The organism is Marinobacterium nitratireducens, from assembly GCF_014645375.1.
Taxonomy (GTDB): Bacteria; Pseudomonadota; Gammaproteobacteria; order Pseudomonadales; family Balneatricaceae; genus Marinobacterium_A; species Marinobacterium_A nitratireducens.
The window spans coordinates 23,224-42,601 of record NZ_BMLT01000015.1; the positions used below are offsets into that span (position 1 = coordinate 23,224).

Below are 19,378 nucleotides of genomic sequence, written 5' to 3' on the forward strand. Positions count from 1 at the left end.
TCAGGCAGTTTTTCTTCGAAAAATGTAGGTTGGGTGGAGGCCCGAAGGGCCGTAACCCAACACCGCTAACCGGAGAAAGCTGTTGGGTTACGTGGCTGCGCCACTCCACCCAACCTACGTTTTAAAGCTGGCTTTTACCCCTGAAGCGCTCTTCGGCCAGCTGGTTGGCGATCACGCCGGTCGGCTGGCTACCATGCTCGGCACGGGCGAAGATCTCGCCGAGGGTGTCACCGATGGTTTCGACATGGGCGCGCACGGCGGCGGCGTCATGACCGTTGCGCTCGTGGCAGACGTCGATAATGCCGCCGGCGTTAATGACGAAGTCCGGCGCATAGAGAATGCCGCGCCCGGCCAGTACAGCGTCGTGATGCGACTGCGCCAGCTGGTTGTTGGCGGCGCCCGCCACAACCTTCGCCTGCAGCTTGCCGATGCTGTCGTCGTTGAGCACGGCGCCAAGGGCGCAGGGCGCGACGACATCGACATCGAGCTTGAGGATTTCATCGCCGGACACGGCGGTGGCACCGAGCTCGTCGACGGCACGCTCCACCGACTCGGCATAGACGTCGTGCACATAGAGTTTGGCGCCCGCCTCCTTGAGATGGCGCGCCAGACGATAACCAACATTGCCGATGCCCTGCACCGCCACGGTGAGCCCCTCGAGATCGCCGCGGCCGAGCCGGTGCTGTACCGCTGCCTGGAGACCGACGAAGGTGCCATAAGCGGTGGCCGGCGAAGGATCGCCGTTGCTCGGCTGACCATCGAAGCCCGCGCGCGGTGCGATACCGGCGACATGGCGGGTCCGGCGTCCCATGACCTGCAGATCGGCAACGCTGGTACCGGAATCCTCGGCCGCAATATAGAGACCGCCCAGCTGCTCGAGGAAGCGTCCCATCGCCTCCATCAGCGCCTCGCTCTTGTGCGCGCGCGGATCGCCGATGATCACCGACTTGCCGCCGCCAAGGTCGAGGTTGGCCAGCGCCGACTTGTAGGTCATCCCCTTCGACAGTCGCAGCACATCGCGCAGCGCTTCCTCGTCGCTGGCGTAGGGGTACATGCGGCAGCCGCCGAGCGCCGGCCCGCGGTTGGTGTTGTGCACGGCAACTATGGCGCGAAGGCCGGTTTCCGGATCGCTGAAGAAGGACAGGTGCTCGTGGTTGTCGAATTCCGGATGGCTGAATACGGACATGTTCATTTTTCCTTTTTATCGTAGGGTGCCGGTGACCGCCATGGATGGCGGAAATCCTGAAATTGAAGGAGCTAATTTCAGGGGAGCAACGCGAACCGCACCGACTGGTTACAGGTGAAGGGTTACGCGTGACGCGAAAAAGATCGGTAACGCGTAACCTGTCACTCGTCACCAATACACCGACATTTTGCTTAAGCTCAGGTACCGACCGGCCGCCACAGCGGCCAGGTCGGGCAATCTTCCTGCAATCAGATGGCGGCGCCGGAGACGGCGTCGATCATTTCGGGCGCATCGAGACGGGCCCGCAGCTGTGTGCGCTGCACCGCGGCCTGTTCGCAGGCGGCCTCCTTGACCGGGCCGTAGCCGCGAATCTGCGACGGCAATGCCGCCAGGGCGCGGGCGTCCTCGAGATTGTCACGGCGCAGATGCTCGAGCAGCCAGGCGATATCGGCCTCGTAGTCGCGAATCAGCCTGCGCTCGAGACGGCGGTCGGCACCGTAGCCGAACGGGTCCAGCGGCGTGCCGCGCAACACCTTGCCCTTCGCCAGCCAGCGGAAGGCGGACTCCATCCAGGGACCGAATTTACGCTTGCGCGGGCGCTGGCCGTCCTTTGCACGGGACAGCAGCGGCGGCGCCAGGTTGAACTCGAGCTCGACATCCCCCTCAAACTGCTCGGCCAGCAGCTTGCGGAAGCTGCCGTCGCTGTACAGACGCGCCACTTCGTACTCGTCCTTGTAAGCCAGCACCTTGGAATAGTTTTCGGCCACGGCCCGAAGCAGCACCGAATCCCCACCAAGCGTCTCCTTGGCCTTCGCCTCTACCCTGCGCACCAGCGCCTCGTAGCGCCTGGCCAGTGCCTCGTTCTGATAGCGGGTCAGGTGTGCTTTCTCGCGCGCGATAAGCTGCTCCGGCGTCTCCAGGATCTTGACCGGCACCGCGGTCGGATGCGCCAGTTCCTGCACCCGCGCCAGATCGAAGGCCGCACGGCGACCCCAGACAAAGGCCTGCCTGTTCTTCTCGACCGCCACGGCGTTGAGTTCGATGGCGCGCTCGATCGACCCGGCGCTGAGCGGCAACAGGCCCTGCTGATAGGCAAACCCCAGGGTGAACAGGTTCACCGCCATGCCATCGCCCATCAGCGCCAACGCCAGGTCGGACGCATTGAGGAAGTGGCTGTCGCGTACTGCATCCCGGATCGCGCCCTCCATCGACTCGCCCGGGAACTTCAGGTCCCGGTCGCGGGTAAAGGCCGCCGGCATGGCTTTCTCGGTGTTGACCACGGCGCGGGAAAAGCGGCTGTCGAGCTTCGCCAGTGCGTCCGCGCTGGCGCCGACCATCAGGTCGAAGGCGATCATCAGATCCGCCTCGCCGGCCGGAATGCGCACCGCGTGAATGTCCTGCTGTTTGTCGGCGATACGCACGTGACTGACCACGGCGCCGAACTTCTGGGCCAGGCCTGCCTGGTCCAGCACCGCCACGCCCTTGCCCTCGATGTGGGCGGCCATGCCAAGCAGCGCGCTGACGGTCACCACGCCGGTACCGCCGACGCCGGTCAGCAGAATGCCATAGGGGTTGTTCTCGCCGACGAAGACCGGCTCCGGCAGCGTCGGGAAATCGACACTGCCGACGCCGGCGGGCTTGCGCAGCTTGCCGCCCTTGACGGTGACGAAACTGGGACAGAAGCCGCGCACGCAACTGAAGTCCTTGTTGCAGGCGGACTGGTCGATGGTGCGCTTGCGGCCACGCTCGGTTTCCAGCGGCAGCACCGACAGGCAGTTGGACTGAATACCGCAGTCGCCGCAGCCCTCGCAGACCTCAGGGTTGATCAGTACACGCTGATCCGGATCCTCCAGGGTGCCGCGTTTGCGACGGCGGCGTTTCTCGGCGGCGCAGGTCTGGTCGTAGATGATCACCGAGCAGCCCTCGATCTCGCGCATTTCGCGCTGAACCGCATCGAGATCGTCGCGATGATGAAAAGTGGTGCGATCGGCAAAATCGGCACGCGTCGGATACTTGTGCGGGTCGTCACTGACCACGGCGATGCGGCGTACGCCCTCGCCGTAGAGCTGATGACTGATCTGCTGCACCGTCAGGGTGCCGTCAACCGGCTGGCCACCGGTCATGGCCACGGCGTCGTTGTAGAGAATCTTGTAGGTGATGTTGGCGCCGGAGGCGATGGCCGCGCGTACCGCCAGCAGTCCCGAGTGGAAATAGGTGCCGTCACCGAGGTTCTGGAATACATGCTTTTCATTCGTGAACGGCGCCTGCCCCACCCAGGTGACACCCTCGCCGCCCATCTGGGTGAAGGTGTCGGTATCGCGGTCCATCCAGGTGGCCATGTAGTGACAACCGATGCCGCCGAGGGCGCGGCTGCCCTCCGGTACCCGGGTCGAGGTATTGTGCGGACAGCCGGAGCAGAAATGCGGCGTGCGTTCGAGCAACTCGCGCGGCTGCGCCAGGCTCGCTTCCTTGTCGTTCAGGAACGCCAGGCGCTGGCGCAGCTTGTCGCTGTCGTAACGATTTTGCAGCCGCGATGCGATGGCGCGGGCGACCATCGCCGGCGTCAGCTCGGAAATGGACGGCAGCAGCTCCGTCCCCTGCTCGTCGCGCTTGCCGCAGATGCGCGGGCGCACCTGATCCTGCCAGCCGTAGAGCTGCTCCTTGAGCTGTTCCTCGATCAGGCCGCGCTTTTCCTCGACCACCAGAATCTCGTCGAGGCCGGTGGCGAACTCGCGCACGCCTTCCGGCTCCAGCGGCCAGGGCATCGCCACCTTGTACAGGCGCAGGCCGATGGCGGCGCACTCGGCTTCGCCGAGGCCGAGATCGACCAGCGCCTGCTGCACATCGAGGTAGGACTTGCCGGTGGTGATAATGCCGAAGCGGGCGTCGGAACTGTCGAGCACCACCCGATCCAGGCGGTTGGCACGGCAGAAGGCCTTGGCCGCTTCCAGCTTGTAACGGTGCAGGCGCTCTTCCTGCTGCAGCGGCTTGTCGGGCCAGCGGGCATTGAGGCCGCCGGCCGGCAGCTCGAAGTGCTCCGGCAGTGTGATCCGGACCCGGTTCGGATCGAGGTCGGCCGAGATGGACGAATCCAGCACCTCGGCCAGCGCCTTGAAGCCGACCCAGCAACCGCTGTAGCGGGACATGGCCCAGCCATAGAGGCCGTAGTCGAGCATTTCCTGGATGCCGCTCGGGTGCAGCACCGGCATCATCGCATCGATAAAGGCATAGTCGCTCTGGTGCGGCAGCGTCGATGACTTGCAGGCGTGATCGTCGCCGGCGATCGCCAGCACGCCACCATGGGTCGAGCTGCCTGCGGCGTTGGCGTGCTTGAGCACGTCGCCAGTGCGGTCGACACCCGGCCCCTTGCCGTACCAGAGCGCGAAAACGCCGTCATATTTGGCGCCCTGGAACAGATTGACCTGCTGCGAGCCCCAGACGGCGGTGGCACCGAGGTCCTCGTTGATACCGGGCTGGAAGTGAATGTTGTGGTCGGCGAGGTATTGCTTGGCCTGCCACAGCGTCTTGTCGAAACCGCCCAGCGGCGAGCCGCGATAGCCCGAGATGAACCCCGCGGTGTTGAGGCCCTGGGCCCTGTCGCGCTGCGCCTGCAGCATCGGCAGGCGCGCCAGCGCCTGGCTGCCGGTGAGGTAGACGCGACCGGCGTCCAGTTCCCATTTGTCGTTGAGGCTGATGTCCTGACTCATACCTGACTCCATTGTCCGCAGACGCACGCACGTGACAGCGCCGCCGTAACACGGATCAAAAACTGGAAAAATTGGAATAGCGCAGCGCGGCGTCAGATCGCCTGGCGAGCGCGGATCGGGTATGAGTCGAAGATACGGGCGGGGCCGCCGGTGGAGAGATGGGCGCAGCGACGCGCCTTGAGCAGATGTTGCCAGATAACCATGTTGAAATCCTCGTACTGCCCTGCCGGATCACGGCACGGTAGCCACGTGTTGTTGTTATAGTCCGCGCCGATCTGTCTCGGCGCCGGGTTATTCGATTTCCAACATCGCTCCCTTGTGGGGAGAGAGGTCCGCCAATACTAGTAACGCTTTACGTGAACGTCAATAAGGTTTTTCTATCAGCCTATACGCGTATTAAAGGTCGGCACAGCAAACTGAATGAAAATAATGTTATTTTCAAGACGACGTAAAAACTAACTGAAATAACAATACGATACTGACGCAGGACCAAAATCCGCAGTTCGGCAGAGGCTATCTTCTGTAAATCTGCTCATCTTAAACGCAATATTGTCAGATAAGTCCAACGCGGACAGACCAGCGCCGCCAGAGGGCGGCAGCGACAGTCCATCGAAAATCGCGCAGCGGCGGCGCCATCAGACGCCGATGCGGGCGAGCAGGCGGCCAACCTCCTGCTTCACATTGGCGACCAGTTCCGCTTCGTCCAGATTGCGGATACTGCCGTTGTCCACCACCGGCTTGCCCTGCACGAAGCTGTATTTGACATCCACCGGCTCGCCGCAGAGCAGCGGCGCGTACAGCGGGCTGTGGACACCGGAGAAGCGCGGACGCTCGATATCATAGAGCACGATGTCCGCCGCTTTGCCGACGCCGATTTCGCCGGTGCCCTTCAGACCCAACAATTGTGCGCCGTTGCGGCTGGCCCAGTGAATCGCCATATCCGCCGTGGTCGCCTGCGGATTCCGGCTGGCCGCACGATGTATCAACCAGGCGAGATTCGCTTCCTGAATCATCGAGCCGGACTCGGCCGAAGCCGAGCCGTCGACACCCAGGGTGATACTGATGCCGGAGTCCTGCATCGCAATGGCCGGTGCGATGCCGCTGGCCAGGCGGCAGTTGGACGTCGGACAGTGGGCGATACCTGTGCCGGTTTCCGCGAGCAGTTTTACCGCATGCTCATCGGACCAGACCAGGTGTGCGAACCAGACGTCCTCGCCCAGCCAGTCGCAGTGCGCGGCATAGTCGATGGCGCTCATGCCGTACTTTTTCCGTGCCTGGATCTCGTCGAACTCGACCTCGAGCAGATGCGAGTGCAGTTTCAGACCGTGCTGGCGCGCGTAGTCGGCACAGGCGCGCAAATCTTCCGGCGTCGATGAATGCACAAGGCTCGTGGGTGCCACCACCAGCTTGCGCATCGCCATGTCACCATCCTGGTGATAGCGCTGGCGAGACCTGTCCATCCGTTCGATTACCTGCCCCAGGCTTTCCGGTTCAATGTTGGAGGATTTCATGCCCTGGTGAGAACCCCGGGTGGTGGTGCTGCCGCGGCACAGCACCAGGCGGATACCAAGATCGTCGGCGGCCTGCCAGACCGCATCTTCCACTTCGGTGCTGGAGTGCGCATGGTACAGATAATGATGGTCTGCACAGGTGGTGGCGCCCGAACGCAGCAGCTCGTAAAGGCCGAGCTTGGCCGCATGGTACATCAGGTCCGGCGTAATGCTGGGCCAGAAACGGAAGGGTACCGACACCAGCCAGTCGTCGAGGCCGTGATTCAGCCCTTCAGGCACCCCTTTCAGCACCGACTGTGCCAGATGATGGTGCGTATTGACCATTCCCGGCCAGGCGACGCAGCCGCTGGCATCAACCGGGATTTCGTCCGGCGCCGGCTGCAGACCGCTGCCGATCTCGGTGATCAACCCCGCGCGTATGCGGATGTCTGAAGTACCCGGGACGTCAAAAACCGCACGGGCGTTCTGTATCAGGTAATGCATCGATGCTCCTCTCGTTCCCGAAGCATCCGACGCCTGCCGCTGTCGAGCGAGCGAAGGACGGATGCTCCCAATCGGCAGACCAGGCCATTAGACCGGCGTGTCTGCAAGAGCAATGTCCCGGATGGATGGCTGAGCGCCATTCGGTTCCTGACCGCTTCTACTCTTTTACTAATGATAACGTGGATATGAACCCGATCCCGGCCAGGACCCGGTAAATGACCATTGCGCGCTTCTTTCAATGCAGATCAATGCAAAATACGCTCCAACCTACCCTGCTACGATGTGGCGGCTGCCGCAGCCTCTCAGTCAAGCTGCGAACAACACCCCGCTGAACTCGGCGGGTTCCGGCGCATGCCACGGCCTGGCGCATACTGTCTATCAGTTTTGGGGCCGCCGAAGCACGACTGCACCATTTCTGCACACGCGACAAGGCCGGTCCGAATCGGGAAGAACCAGTACAAGCCGCGTCAGACCAGCGTCTCCGAGGCAAAATCCACCCCATGGCACAGCCGTTGCTAAACCGATAACAGATACCGTTTCGGCGGTATTCCCTCCATGAGTAGAAGCTGTCAGAACCTTTTGGGTTTCGGTCATTGCTCACGGGGCCGGCAGCATTTCGCACAGCGAATGCCGGCAGTTCGTGACTGACCGCCAGGCTTATCAGCAATAGCTCTCCACTGTCATCACGCCTGCCACAACTGCCGTAGAAAAGAGTCAACGCCCCGCGGATACGTGGCGTCAACTGATTGTTTTCTGAGCGGAGAGGGGACGGCAACTGTGCCGTCCGGAGAATGGATTCTTGCCCTCAGATCGAAAGCCTGGAACAGGCGGAGCCGTTACGGATCGTGCGTTTCAGGATGACTGGCATCATCGGCTGCGACGGGTCACCGGCAGCCAGTTTCGATTCTGGGAGAGACCATGAAAAGCGCAAACATCGCCATCGTTGTCGACTCGCGTTACGGCACCACCCTGGCACTGGCGAAGGCCATTGCCGACGGCGCCAAACGACAGGGAGCTGAAGTCCGCCTGCTGCGGGTGGATATCAACGAGCCCGAATTCAGTGTGGATACCGGGCGCGACGACTTTGTTGCCGCGCAACAGGAGTATCGCCGACTGCCCCGCGCCGTCAATGACGATCTGGTCTGGGCCGACGGCATTGTCTGGGGTTCACCGACCCGTTATGGACTGATGAGCACCCCACTGCGTGCCTTTATCGACGAAGCCGCGCCCCTTTGGCGCCAGGGCGCACTGATCGGCAAGGTGGGCGCCGTCTTCACCTCCACAGGCGGCATGCACTCCGGTAATGAAATGACGCTGATGTCGCTGCTGCTGCCTTTCCTGCAGCACGGCATGGTCATCTGCGGCGTGCCCCACAGCGAGCCGGCCCTGATCAAGACCCGCAAGGGCGGATCGCCCTACGGCGCATCTGCGGTAACCGGGTTCGACGGAACCCTGCCGGTCGATGACCACGAACTGGCCATCGCCACAACACTGGGCGCCCGGGTTGCCCGCTTGGCGGCACAGATTGAAGCGGAACCGGCATCGGTCGATGTCGCCGCCGCGTCGGCCGGCATTCAGGCATCCACCCCGGCTGAACTTACCGGCAGCTGATACTGCCGGTATCCACCAGAACCAAGAATGAAACCATCCAATAACCGGAGCTATAAAAAAATGAAGCTGAAAAAAGTGATGATAGCCGCCGCCGCAATGACCAGCCTGGCCTCGATGACGACCTCGGTCAGCGCCAAGGATCTGGAAAAGGTTGTTTTTGGAACCAACTGGTTCGCTCAGGCGGAACATGGTGGCTTCTACCAAGCGAAAGCCACCGGCATCTATGAAGAACATGGCCTCGATGTCGAGATCAAGATGGGGGGGCCCCAGGTCAATGGCATGCAGCTGCTGGTTGCCGGTCGTATCGATATGCTGATGGGGTACCCGATGGCCAGCGTCAAGGCCGTCTCGGAAGGACTGCCGGTGGTGACGGTTGCCGGTCTTTTCCAGAAAGATCCGCAGGCCATCATTGCGCACCCGCATATCACGTCGCTGCAGGAAATCGCCGACAATAAAATGCCGGTTTATATCGGCACCTCGGCCCATAACAGCTACTACCCCTGGCTGAAGTCCAAGTATGGTTTCAGCGATGAAATGTCGCGCCCCTACACCTTCAGCGTCGCGCCCTTCCTGACAGACACCGGTGTCGCACAGCAGGGTTATGTGACCTCGGAGCCCTTTGCCATAGAAAAAGGCGGCGTTACGCCCTCGGTCTTTCTGATGGCCGATTTTGGCTACCCCCCGTACGCCGAAACGATCGAAACCACGCACAAAATGGCCGAAAAGGATCCCGACCTCATCAAGCGCTTCGTACAGGCGACGCTGGAAGGCTGGGTGAGCTACTTCGACGACCCGGCACCGGGCAACAAGCTGATCAAGGAAGCCAATCCGGAAATGACCGACGAACAGATCGCATTCAGCATCGAGACACTGAAAAAGTACCGCATGCTCGATGGCGGCGATGCGGAAAATGGCGGTATTGGCGTCATGACGGATGAACGCTGGAACACACTGTACGAACTGATGAAAGCGGAAGGCCTGCTGCAGAAGGACGTGAACATCAAGGACGTCTATTCGCTCGATTTTCTGCCTGAGCAGCCGGTGCTGCTGCAGCGGGACAGCTGATATCTGACAAGTAGAAGAACTAAGGGTGCAGTCCCGGGACTGCACCCTCCTGCACAGGAGAGACATTATGTCCGCCCTAAAACTTGTTCCGGAATCCGTGGAAAACCCGCCCGTCACCAACGGACCCAAAACGCGCAGCGCCCGGCCCGTCATTCAGGCCCGGCATGTGGATAAGATCTATGCCAATGGCACCGTCGCGCTGCAGGATGCAACGCTGGATGTTAGACAGGGAGAGTTTATCAGCCTGCTGGGACCATCCGGCTGCGGCAAAAGTACCCTGCTGCGCATCATGGCCGGACTTGGCGATGTCAGCGCCGGCTGCGTCAAATGGTGGGAACAGGACTACGACGTGGTCGGTTCCAAAGGCCGCAAGCTGGCCTTCGTATTCCAGAATGCGACCCTGATGCCCTGGGCGCGGGTGCGCGCCAATGTGCGACTGCCGCTGGATCTGCAAAAGGCTGCCGGCGAACACGCCGAGCGACGGATCGACACCGCGCTGGAAATGGTCGGGCTGAGCCAGTTCGGCGGCGCCTATCCGCGGGAACTGTCCGGCGGCATGCAGATGCGGGCCTCCATCGCCCGCGCCCTGGTGACAGAGCCGGATCTGATGCTGATGGACGAGCCCTTCGGCGCCCTGGACGAGATGACCCGCAACAAGCTGAATGACGATATTCTCAGGCTCTGGCAGGCCAATGGCTGGACCATCGTCTTCGTGACCCACAGCGTGTATGAAGCCGTCTATCTGTCGAGCCGGGTAGTGGTGATGGGCGCACGGCCGGGCCGGATAGTGGAAGAGATCGACATCGACGAACCCTTCCCCCGCGGCCCCGACTTCCGCGTGTCGCAGCGTTTTGCCGACTACTGCCGCCAGGTATCGGAATCGCTGGAAAAGGCCAGCAGCATGGGACAGGAGGCCGCATCATGAACGCTCCCCTTATCCGTAACGAACGTTTCGTGCAGATCGCCGCGCCAATTAGCGTCGGCCTTTTATTTCTGCTGATCTGGGAAATCGCTGTGCGGGCTACCGGGGTCGCGCCCTATGTGCTGCCGGGTCCGCTGACGATATTCTCGGCGTTGCAGGAAAACTGGCTGGATCTGCTCAATGCCCTGCTGACGACGCTCAAGGTCACCTTCCTGGCGTTTGCGATTGCCGTGCTACTGGGCGTGGCCTGTTCGCTGCTGTTTATCCAGAGCAAATGGATCGAGATGAGTCTCTTCCCCTATGCGATCCTGATGCAGGTCACCCCGATAGTGGCGATCGCGCCGCTGATTATCATCTGGATCGACGACACCACCTGGTCACTGACGGTGTGCGCGGTGATCATGGCCATCTTTCCGGTCATTTCCAATACCACGCTGGGGCTGCGCAGTGTCGATCCGAACCTGCTCAACATGTTCCGCATGTACCGGGCGGGCCGCTGGCAGCAGCTTGTGCGTCTGCGCATTCCGGGCGCACTGCCCTACTTCTTCGGCGGGCTTCGCATCAGTTCGGGCCTGGCGCTGATCGGAGCGGTGGTGGCCGAGTTCGTCGCAGGCACCGGCGGTGCAAAAGCAGGGCTTGCCTACATGATCCTGCAGTCCAGCTACAGCCTGCAGATTCCGAAGATGTTTGCGGCGCTGATGCTGATTACCGTTACCGGCGTGCTGCTGTTCACCCTGATGGTGTGGTTATCCAACCTGGCGCTGCGCAACTGGCACGAAAGCGCAATGAAGACGGAAAACTAATTCGCGCCACGTCTGGACAGTCGCTGACGGCGACTGTCCCGTCAAGCTTACCGGGGCCTCAGGCGCCGTCACCGAAGCCGAGCTGGCGCCAGGCCTCGTACACCACCACGGCGCAGCAGTTCGACAGGTTCAGGCTGCGGCTGCCAGACTTCATCGGCAGCCTGAGTCGCTGACCGGCCGGCAACGGGTCGAGCACGCCGCCCGGCAGCCCCCGGGTTTCGGGACCGAACAGCAGCACGTCGCCGGCGGCGAATTCGGCCTCGCTGTAACAGCGGCTGCCCTTGGTCGTCAGCGCCCAGACATGCGCCGGCTGCAGCGCCCGTACGCAGCTGTCGAGATCGGCCCAGCGTTGCACCGCGGCGAATTCGTGGTAATCCAGCCCGGCGCGGCGCAGTTTCCTGTCGTCGAAATCAAACCCCAGTGGCTCGATCAGATGCAGGCTGAAACCGGTATTGGCGCACAGGCGAATGATATTGCCGGTGTTGGGCGGGATTTCCGGCTGGTACAGGACGACGTTGAGCATTGCTGGCACGATTAGCTTGATTGGCGAAAGCCGATTAGTGTGCCGGAAACAGGCGCCTCCCGCCATGGTGCGGTTCGCTGGCATGCGCTCCTGCAATGCCAGTCTTTCCGCCATCCCTGGCGGTCACTCCGTTCACCGGCACCCTGCAATCGATCCGACCTTGTAGGGCGCCCTGAGCGCAGCGAACGGCGCCGGTTTACTTCGGTAATATTTTCACGGCACGTTTCGCTGCGCTCAAGGTGCCCTACATTTTGATAACACCCTGATTCTCCAAACCTGTAGGGTGCTGGTGAGTGCAACGAACCGCACCGTATGCCCGAGGGCCGGGTGTTCGGATACAGGCCAAGGGGATTCGTGAGGCGTTAAGCGTGAGGCGTAAGGGCTGCCAGCATTTCGCTCCTACGTCCTTACGTCCTTACGTCCTTACCTCCTCACGCAATCACAACGGTGCCAGTGTCGCGAGGTGATCGAGAAAGCGCGCGAACAGCTCGGACTGGGTCGAGGTGTTGAAACGTGCGTGCATGTTTCTGCGATGCACCTTGACGGTACCGGTACTGATATGAAGTTCGGCGGCGATGGCATCGGTGGAAAAGCCGCGCAGCACCAGGCCTGCGATCTGCTGCTCGCGGGCCGTGAGCACGCCGCAGCCGAACGAGTCCAGCGCCCGGGCCAGGGGGCCGCCGGCCCGGGGCTGGCGCAGGTAACTGGCCGAATGCACCAGCCAGAACTGCTTCACCAGCGCCTCGACAATCGGGAACAGGGCCTGCAGGGCCTGACGCTCGGCACGGGTCACGGAGCCGAGTTCCGGGCCACGTCCGATCGACACCGTGAAGGCGGTGCCGGGCTCCGGATAGACGAACAGGTCGACCTCGTCGCAAAGGTTGAACTCCCGGTAGCAGTTGCGATAGTAGTCGCTCTGCTCGAAACAGTCCGGCGCTATATCCGACAGCCGCTGCACACCGGGACGGATGCCGCGGCCAACGGCATTGAACACCGGGTCCAGCATATAGGCTTCGCTGAGGTAGCGCTGCATCGCCGGGCTGCGCTCGTCCTCGCTCTCGGAAAACAGCACGATGGGGCGTTCCTGCTCGCGGAATACCGCGACCAGCATGGTGTCGCAGTGCACCAGGCGCCCCAGCACCTGCGCCAGCCGGCGCGGGAAACCGGGCTGACGAATATGATCGATCAGCTCGGCGACTTCCTGCTGCCAGCCGATGAAGGCCGCCGACTCGATGCCCGGTACCGGCATGACCGACACGGCTCAGAACCCCGCCGCCGACGCGGCAGACTCGTCCAGACCGCGCAGAAAAGCCACCAGCCGCGGCGCCACCCGCCCCGAATCGCTCGCCGCCCCCGGGGACTGCAGACCGGCGAGGGCCTCGTCCACGCGCTGCGGCGTGATCGGACTGCCCCTGCGCAGCTCAAGCAGCGCCGCGGTGTAGTCGATACTGAACTCCGGATGCGCCTGCAACGTCAGAATGCTGTCGCCGTACTGCAAGCCGGCGTAGGGGCAGAAATCCGACGAGGCGAAGACCCGGGCACCGGCCGGCTTTTCGACCACCTGGTCCTGATGCAGAGCGTTGAGCGTCAGCCGACCGCCGCGATTGCCAAGACCGTTGCCCTCGCCTACCAGCTGATAGGCGTGCAGACCGACACCCCAGCCGCGGCTCGACTTCTCGACCCGCCCGCCCAGCGCCTCGGCGACGATCTGGTGGCCGAAGCAGATGCCGACCAGCGGGCGGCGCGCCTGCCACAGCTCGACGATGAAGTCCTTGAGCCGTCGCATCCAGGGCAGGTCCTCGTAAACACCATGGCGCGAGCCGGTGATCACCCAGCTGTCGCAGTCGCCGGGCGATTGCGGAAAAACGTCGTCGACGACGCGGAATACCTCGAAGTCGAGCGTTTCATCGACGGCGCCGAGATGACGCACGAAAAGATCCGAATAGCTGCCGTAGGCGGCCTTCATCTCTTCAGGACTGGTGCCGGTTTCGAGAATACCTATTTTCATGTCATTACCTATTTCAACCACGAAAGCATGGAAGTACCCAGGGTGCCGGTGAACGGAGTGAACCGCACCGCCTGGTCGGTGCGGTGCGCTTCGCTTACCAGCACCCTACTTTTCTGCATGCTCTGCCATATACAGAATCAAGCCGCCGGCGCCCGACGGGTCTGGCGGCGCATTTGCCAGGCGGCGGCCAGCACGCCGATCGCCACCACCAGAATCATCAGCGTTGCCAGTGCGTTGATCTCCGGCGTCACGCCGAGGCGCACCTTGGAAAAGATCACCATCGGCAGCGTGCTGTTACCGGGGCCCGAGACGAAGCTGGCGATGACCAGATCGTCGAGCGACAGCGTGAACGACAGCAGCCAGCCTGAGATCAGCGCCGGCGCGATCAGCGGCAAGGTGACCAGAAAGAACAGCGTCGACGGGTGCGCGCCGAGGTCCATCGCCGCCTCTTCCAGCGACTCGTCCAGGCTCGCCAGCCGCGACTGCACGATGACCGCGACATAGGCCATGCAGAAGGTGGTATGGGCGATGATCACCGTGGTGGTGCCGCGACCGGACGGCCAGCCGAACATCCCCTCGAGGGCGACGAACAGCAGCAGCAGCGACAGCCCGGTGATCACCTCGGGCATCACCAGCGGCGCGGTGATCATGCCCGAGAGCGCCAGCCGGCCGCGGAAGCGCCCGAAGCGCGACAGACAGAAACCGGCGAGCGTACCGAGCACCACCGCCAGGGTGGCGCTGGACACTGCCACCTTGAGACTGACCATGGCTGCGTCGATGATCTGATCGTTCTGCAGGAGCTCCGCGTACCACTTGAACGAGAAGCCGCCCCAGACGGTGACCAGCTTGGACGCATTGAAGCTGTAGACGATCAGCGAGACGATCGGCGCGTAGAGGAAAATGAATCCCAGCCAGGCCGAGGTTTTCATGAATCCGGGATAGCGCATCATGCGGCCTCCTCCTTGCGCCCCTGCCCGTTGCGCAACAGCATGATAGGCACCACCAGGAACAACAGCATCATCGTCGCGACCGCCGAGGCCATGGGCCAGTCGCGGTTGAGGAAGAACTCGTCCCAGAGCACCCGCCCGATCATCAGGGTATCGGAACTGCCGAGCAGCGCCGGAATCACGAACTCCCCGACTGCCGGAATGAACACCAGCAACGACCCCGCCACGATGCCCGGCAGTGACAGCGGCACCACCACCAGCCAGAAGCGCTGCAACGGTCGGCAGCCAAGATCCTCTGCGGCCTCCAGCAGGGAGTCGTCGAGCTTCTCCAGGGCGCTGTAGAGCGGCAGGATCATGAACGGCAGATAGGTATAGATGATGCCGATGTAAACGGCAAAGTCGGTCTGCAGCATGGTCAGCGGCTGGTCTATCAGACCCAGCGACAGCAGCACATCGTTGACGACGCCGTTCTTTTTCAGGAACCCCATCCAGGCGTAAACGCGCAACAGGAAGGAAGTCCAGAACGGCAGTATCACCAGTGACAGCAGCACCACGCGGCGCCCGGGCGTCGCCCGCGCGATGACATAGGCCATCGGAAAAGCGATGATCAGGGTGATTAGCGTCGAGATCGCCGCCACCTTGATCGAGTTCAGATAGGCATCGAGGTAGAGCGAGTCCTCGAACAGGAACTGATAGTTGCCAAGGTTCAGCGACAGCGCGGCGACGGCGCCATCCCACTCGAACAGGCTGGTATAGGGCGGCACGGCAATCGCCGTTTCCGCCAGCGAGATTTTCAGTACCACCGCGAACGGAATCAGGAAAAAGAGCCCGAGCCAAAGCGTCGGCACCGAGGCCACCAGGCTACGGCCCGGTATCAGCCGGCCCGGCAGCCGAAGCCACGACGGGCGCCGGCGCCCGACCGCCAGCGGGGCGGATTGGGACATACTGTTCATGACGTCAGTACCACGCAGCTGTCACCGCTCCAGGACAACCAGACCCGGTCGCGGTAGTTCAGGCGCTCGTCGAAACGGCGCGCCATATTCGGTTTGGTGACGCGGATCTGCCGGCCGCCCGGCAACAGCACACGGAACACCGACAGGCTGCCCATATAGGCGACCTCGTCGATGGTCCCCTCCAGGCAGTTGTCCGCCTGCTCAGGCTTGTCGCGTGAAATACGGATTTTCTCGGGCCGCACAGCCGCCCACACCTTCTGTCCCGGTGCGCAGCTGATGCCATGATTGATGAAAAAGCTGCTTCCGGCTTCCGGTGAATGGATACGCACGAAGTCGGTTTCATCCTCGGTCACCTGCCCTTCGAACAGGTTGACCGAGCCGACGAACTCGGCAACGAAGCGGTTCTGCGGATACTCGTAGAGGTCGTGCGGCTCGCCGACCTGGACAATCTCGCCCTGATTCATGACGCCGATGCGGGTCGAGAGCGTCATTGCCTCTTCCTGGTCATGGGTAACGACCATGAAGGTGACGCCGAGATTTTCCTGAATATTGATCAGCTCGAACTGGGTCTCCTCGCGCAGTTTCTTGTCCAGCGCACCGAGCGGTTCATCGAGCAGCAGCAGCTTGGGCCGCTTGATCAGTGCCCGCGCCAGTGCCGCGCGCTGGCGCTGGCCGCCCGACAACTGGTGCGGCTTGCGCCGTCCCAGATGACCGAGCTGCACCAGATCCAGCATCTCGGCAACCCGCTTTTTCACTTCGGCCCGCGGTACACCGTCGCGCTTCAGGCCGAATGCGACGTTGTCTGCCACCGACAGATGAGGAAACAGCGCATAGGACTGGAACATCATGTTCACCGGCCGCTTCCAGGCCGGGATCGCGGAGATATCCACACCGTCAATCAGGATGCGGCCGCTGGTCGGCGTTTCGAAGCCGGCGAGCATGCGCAGCAGCGTGCTCTTGCCGGAGCCGGAGCCGCCCAGCAGACAGAACAGTTCGGACTGGTAGATATCGAGGGAAACATTGTCGACGGCGACGAATTCGCCAAAGTGTTTGCTGACGTTTTCGATCCGCACAAAGGGTTCTGCGTCAGCGCGACGCCAGGGCGCCTGGACATCGTCCGGCGCCTGCACAGGTGCCGGTTGCTGAGTGTATTCGGACAACTGCATGGGACTCTTCTCGGCAAAGGACGGGAGGCCGCCCCGCGGACGGGGCGGTCGGGGTCAGGACACCAGCGAACGGGCCCTTAGCGGCCGGTTTTGACGCGGGTCCAGGCGCGGGTCAGCAGGCGGTCGAACTTGGCAGTATGTGCGTTCTGCGCAAACAGCTTCGCCTTGACCTCCTCGGAGGGATAGACCCCGGGGTTGCTGCGAACGTCCTCGTTGAGCAGCGGCTGTGCTTCGGTGTTGGCCACCGCGTAGTAGACGAAGTTGGAGATACCGGCCGCGACTTCGGGTTGCAGCACGAAGTTGATGAACTTGTGCGCCGCCTCCGGATGGGGCGCGTCGGCCGGAATCGCCATCAGATCGAACCAGGCCAGGCTGCCTTCCCTGGGGATGCTGTAACCGACGCTGATACCCTGACCGGCACTGGCGGCGCGATCCTGGGCCTGCAGCACGTCGCCGTTATAGCCGAGCGCAACGCAGATTTCACCGTTGGCAAGATCACTGATGTACTGTGAAGAGTGGAAATACTTGATGTGCGGCTGCACCGATGCCAGCAGCGCTTCGGCCTGATCCAGGTCGGCCTTGCTCTCGCTGTTGGGGTCCAGGCCAAGATAGTTGAGCGCCAGCGCAACCACCTCCGCCGGCGAGTCGAGCACCGCCAGGCCACAGTCAGCCACCTTCGCCGCCAGCTCGGGCTTGAAGATCAGGTCCCAGGAGTCGATCGGCATGTCGCCCACCCGCTCCCTGACCATGTCCACGTTGTAGCCGATGCCGGTGGTTCCCCAGGTGTAGGGCACGCCGTGGACATTGTTCGGGTCGTTGCGCGAGACGGTCTGCAGCAGCTGCGCATCGAGATTGCCGTAGTTGGACAGCTGATCCCGGTCGACCTCGGCGTAGATGCCGGCCTGTATCTGGCGCTCCAGGAAGAACGCCGAGGGCACTACCAGGTCATAACCGCTGCGACCGGACATCAGCTTGGCCTCGAGCACCTCGTTGGAATCGTAGACGTCGTAATTGACGCGAATACCGGTCTCCTTCTCGAACTGGCTGACCGCCTCCGGCGAGATGTAGTCGGACCAGTTGTAAATATTCAGCACCGGCTCCTGTGCATGCGCGCCGGTGGCCACCAGACTGCCCAGAACCGCGCCCATCAGAGTCTTTTTCAAAGTCATTGCCTGAAGCTCCTCTCTAATTTTTTTTGTCGGAGTGGATGATCGCGAACCGAACGATGCCCTGGCTCACGTCCCCCCGACACGTTACGGTTCGCCGGCCACAAGACTGAATACCTCCCGGGAGGTATTCGCCCCCTAAGTCCGGTTCGGGACAGGGGCCAGCCGTCGTTCAAACTGAGCCTTATTGTGATCACATTTTTTCTTGGCACGCAACCCCGGCGCAGCGAAGAATTCGCTATAGCCTGTTATTAGTGATCGCATTAAGATATACAAAGGCCTGGCCCGGCCTATACCTGGGCCCAGACCCTTGATCCGGGCGCCCCGGCTTGGCTCAATAAGGCAAAGACCCCAACAAGGCCCGCAGCCCGGGCCAACAACGGCACCCGCCCCGGATCCGATGAAACAGAAAGCACCGCTCAAACTCACACTCGAAGGCCTGGACCCGAACCTGACCGTCAATCAGCGGGTCTACCGCAGCCTGCGAAACGCCCTGATGTGCGGCGCCATTGCGCCGGGGCGAGCACTGACCATTCGCGAGCTCGCGGGGCTGCTCGATGTCAGCCCGATGCCGGTGCGCGAGGCGCTGCGCCAGCTCGCCGCCGAGAACGCGCTGGAAATTCTCGGCAATCGCCGTGTCCAGGTGCCGCGCATGTCGGCGATGAAGTTCCGGGAACTCTACGAGGCGCGAATTGCGCTGGAGAGCCACGCCGCCGAACGCGCCCTCCCCTACATCGACCAGGCCCGCATAGACGAGCTCCGGCGCATCGACGCCGAGATCGACGCCGCCTACTTCGAGGGCGACCACGACAGGGTCAGCATCTGCAATCAGCGCTTCCACCGCTGCCTGTACGAGGCCAACCCGCACCAGGTCACGGTACCGCTGATCGAAAGTCTCTGGCTGCAGCTTGGCCCCTTCATGCGCCTGGCCACCAGCCAGCTCGACGAGCACTACCAGGTGGACCGCCACAACGAGGCGCTCGATGCCATTCGCAGTCAGGACGCCTTCGCCCTGCGCCGGGCCATCGCGGCCGACATCCGCGACGGCAACGCCTTCGTGGTGGACTCGGGTCTGCTGGACGAAGTGATGGACGATTCACCGAAGGTAGGAGCTCGCTCTGCGGGCGATTAACCCCCGCCTCTGGAGCCGCCATACCAGTTCGCCCGCGGAGCGGGCGCCTGCGCACCGACCGCTCCCCTGCCACTCGCCCCGCGATACCCACCCCAAGCCAAAAGTTTGTGATCACAAAAATATATTGACTTTAAATATTTTGTGATCACAAAATGGCGAACATAAACCAACAACAACCGTCCGCCGCACATCGCG

Annotated in this window: 15 protein-coding genes; 5 read left to right on the top strand and 10 right to left on the bottom strand. The window is 62.4% G+C overall.

Features of this window, described 5'->3' with window-relative positions:
• Window positions 1-121: 121 nt before the first annotated feature.
• From IEX85_RS21305 to IEX85_RS21315, 3 genes are all read right to left on the bottom strand, one after another.
• On the bottom strand, window positions 122-1,186 hold the full coding sequence (locus tag IEX85_RS21305; RefSeq protein ID WP_188862653.1) for a Glu/Leu/Phe/Val family dehydrogenase: 1,065 nt from the start codon (window positions 1,184-1,186) through the stop codon (window positions 122-124).
• Between the two features lie 248 nt (window positions 1,187-1,434).
• Window positions 1,435-4,905 (bottom strand): indolepyruvate ferredoxin oxidoreductase family protein, encoded by a 3,471-nt coding sequence (locus tag IEX85_RS21310; RefSeq protein WP_188862654.1) that lies wholly within the window; start codon window positions 4,903-4,905, stop codon window positions 1,435-1,437.
• Between the two features lie 623 nt (window positions 4,906-5,528).
• Entirely contained in the window at window positions 5,529-6,887 is a 1,359-nt protein-coding gene (locus tag IEX85_RS21315) for an amidohydrolase family protein (protein ID WP_188862655.1), read from the bottom strand.
• Window positions 6,888-7,805: 918 nt separating this feature from the next.
• Here IEX85_RS21315 and wrbA point away from each other — a divergent pair.
• The 4 genes from wrbA to IEX85_RS21335 all read left to right on the top strand — a co-directional run bounded on the left by wrbA (window position 7,806) and on the right by IEX85_RS21335 (window position 11,288).
• Window positions 7,806-8,498: an NAD(P)H:quinone oxidoreductase gene (wrbA, locus tag IEX85_RS21320; RefSeq protein WP_188862656.1), complete on the top strand. Its 693-nt coding sequence runs from the start codon at window positions 7,806-7,808 to the stop codon at window positions 8,496-8,498.
• A 60-nt stretch (window positions 8,499-8,558) separates the two neighbouring features.
• The gene (locus IEX85_RS21325) at window positions 8,559-9,563 is read left to right on the top strand and encodes an ABC transporter substrate-binding protein (RefSeq protein ID WP_188862657.1); all 1,005 of its coding nucleotides are present in this window, start codon (window positions 8,559-8,561) and stop codon (window positions 9,561-9,563) included.
• A gap of 67 nt (window positions 9,564-9,630) precedes the next feature.
• Window positions 9,631-10,488, top strand: a complete 858-nt coding sequence (locus IEX85_RS21330; protein ID WP_188862658.1) for an ABC transporter ATP-binding protein — start codon at window positions 9,631-9,633, stop codon at window positions 10,486-10,488.
• Entirely contained in the window at window positions 10,485-11,288 is an 804-nt protein-coding gene (locus IEX85_RS21335) for an ABC transporter permease (protein WP_188862659.1), read from the top strand. Before IEX85_RS21330 ends, IEX85_RS21335 begins: the two co-directional genes overlap by 4 nt.
• Before the next feature lie 58 nt (window positions 11,289-11,346).
• On the opposite strand, the gene IEX85_RS21340 is transcribed toward IEX85_RS21335, so the two are convergent.
• From IEX85_RS21340 to IEX85_RS21370, 7 genes are all read right to left on the bottom strand, one after another.
• A complete protein-coding gene (locus IEX85_RS21340; RefSeq protein ID WP_188862660.1) occupies window positions 11,347-11,811 on the bottom strand; it encodes a tRNA (cytidine(34)-2'-O)-methyltransferase in 465 nt (154 codons plus the stop codon).
• 439 nt (window positions 11,812-12,250) lie between these two features.
• Entirely contained in the window at window positions 12,251-13,060 is an 810-nt protein-coding gene (locus IEX85_RS21345) for a helix-turn-helix transcriptional regulator (protein WP_188862700.1), read from the bottom strand.
• A 12-nt stretch (window positions 13,061-13,072) separates the two neighbouring features.
• Entirely contained in the window at window positions 13,073-13,819 is a 747-nt protein-coding gene (locus IEX85_RS21350; protein WP_188862661.1) for a glutamine amidotransferase-related protein, read from the bottom strand.
• A gap of 137 nt (window positions 13,820-13,956) precedes the next feature.
• Entirely contained in the window at window positions 13,957-14,769 is an 813-nt protein-coding gene (locus IEX85_RS21355; protein WP_229722050.1) for an ABC transporter permease subunit, read from the bottom strand.
• Window positions 14,766-15,710 carry an ABC transporter permease subunit gene (locus IEX85_RS21360; RefSeq protein WP_188862662.1) on the bottom strand — a complete coding sequence of 315 codons (945 nt, stop codon included), beginning with the start codon at window positions 15,708-15,710 and terminating at the stop codon, window positions 14,766-14,768. The genes IEX85_RS21355 and IEX85_RS21360 overlap by 4 nt, the downstream gene beginning before the upstream one ends.
• A gap of 5 nt (window positions 15,711-15,715) precedes the next feature.
• On the bottom strand, window positions 15,716-16,885 hold the full coding sequence (locus IEX85_RS21365) for an ABC transporter ATP-binding protein (RefSeq protein ID WP_188862663.1): 1,170 nt from the start codon (window positions 16,883-16,885) through the stop codon (window positions 15,716-15,718).
• Window positions 16,886-16,962: 77 nt separating this feature from the next.
• Window positions 16,963-18,054 carry a polyamine ABC transporter substrate-binding protein gene (locus IEX85_RS21370; protein WP_188862664.1) on the bottom strand — a complete coding sequence of 364 codons (1,092 nt, stop codon included), beginning with the start codon at window positions 18,052-18,054 and terminating at the stop codon, window positions 16,963-16,965.
• Between the two features lie 397 nt (window positions 18,055-18,451).
• On the opposite strand from IEX85_RS21370, the gene IEX85_RS21375 reads away from it, so the two are divergent.
• Window positions 18,452-19,183 (top strand): GntR family transcriptional regulator, encoded by a 732-nt coding sequence (locus IEX85_RS21375; protein WP_188862665.1) that lies wholly within the window; start codon window positions 18,452-18,454, stop codon window positions 19,181-19,183.
• The last annotated feature ends 195 nt before the right edge of the window (window positions 19,184-19,378 follow it).